We start from the raw sequence: 1597 nt of genomic DNA on the forward strand, positions 1-1597 counted from the left end.
GCGCGATGCCCTCACGACGGCACAGCTCTGCAATGCTGTCCTCGCCTTTTAGGCCGTCCAGCACGATCCTGATCTTCTCATCTGCGGAATACTGTTGCGGGTCGTGCGGCGAATGTCCTTTACGACCTTCTCACCGTGGCTCTGCTTGGTTCCGGTCATGCGCGACGTTTGATCCACTGGATCAAACGCCTAACGCTTTGACCTGTCTCATCTTATGGAATGGACGCCCCTTGCACCCGAGCTGATAGTTTTCGGCAAACGTAGCAAACAGAAGGAGTTCACAGAATGCACTTACTTGCGATTGATTTGGGCAAACAGTCGTTTCACATCCACGGGATCACCAATGAGGGCGAGGTGATCTCGAAGAAGGTGACCAGGTCAAAACTCGAAGCCGCCGTTCAGGAACTTTCCCCGGAAACGTCGCCATGGAGGCTTGCGCCAGCGCTCATCATTGGGGCCGACGGTTCCGGGCCCAGGGGTATTCCGTGCGCCTCATTCATCCGCGGTTTGTAATGCCGTTTGTCAAAGGCTCCAAGAACGACGCTGTTGATGCCGAGGCGATCCATGAAGCCGCACTGCGCCCGACTATGCGATTTGTCCCAGTGAAGACGACGGAGCAACAGGATTTGCAGATGCTGCACCGAACACGCGACCGGCTCATTACACAACGGACCGGATTGATTAATCACATTCGTGGCCTTCTGGGGGAGTATGGCGTTGTCATTCCAGTCGGTGCCTTTCGGTTCCGAAAGGATATCAGGAATGCCGTCGCTGAGGCCAAGTTGTCGGCGCTGGCAACGGAGAACTTCAACGCACTCATCGCAGAATTTGAAGCGTTGGACACACGCGTCGCCGAGCTCGACCGTAAGCTGATCGCGATCTGCCGGACCGATAAGCGGTGTAAACGTCTGGCAACCCTTCCCGGCGTCGGGCCGGTGATCGCCACCGCCTTGATCGCTGCCGTTGATGACGGACGACACTTCTCGTCTGGCCGGGCGCTCGCGGCATGGATCGGCCTGGTTCCCAGACAATATACAACGGGAGGCAAACCTCGGCTTGGTGGCATAGGCAAACGAGGCAACCAATACCTGCGGTGCCAGCTCATCCACGGTGCCCGGTCCGTCCTGATCAGGACCGCCGATCGCGACGATCAACGCGCGAGATGGGCGCAGGACTTGCTGGCACGCGGAGGTCACAACAAAACGCTCGTGGCAATCGCCAACAAGACAGCGCGCATTGCCTGGGCGGTGTTGCGGAGTGGGGAAGGCTACAAAGCAGCATAGCAGGTAGCGCGGAAAGCTTCGGCTTCCAAGAATGCGAGGTGATATGACGATGGTGTAACGGCAGGGGCCGCCAATTCACAGCCTGTAAGGAGTGGTGGCCAAGAAAGGCCGGTCATCTTGGAAGGCACTGAAACCCTCGGATCCCATCGAGGCCAGAGGCCAAGGTGCTTCAATCAAAGGCCGGATAGATTCACGCATCCAATGCCGTTGATGCTATCGTTAAAAACACCTTGCGCAGGGGACGTCCATAGATCCACTCCTTGGCGGTTAAGATGCGCCAGAAACCCTCTCTTATCACATCGACTTAAACTGCC

General features: G+C 57.2%; 2 pseudogenes. One reads left to right on the top strand and one right to left on the bottom strand.

The features are described 5' to 3' along the window. A pseudogene (locus ACRZ9X_RS22405) lies at positions 1-159 on the bottom strand (transposase); the annotation flags it as partial. A 126-nt stretch (positions 160-285) separates the two neighbouring features. Between ACRZ9X_RS22405 and ACRZ9X_RS22410 the strand changes: the two are divergent. Further along, positions 286-1283 (top strand): annotated as a pseudogene (locus ACRZ9X_RS22410) (IS110 family RNA-guided transposase). Positions 1284-1597: the final 314 nt, after the last annotated feature.

This window comes from Ruegeria sp. AL1 (genome assembly GCF_056540905.1).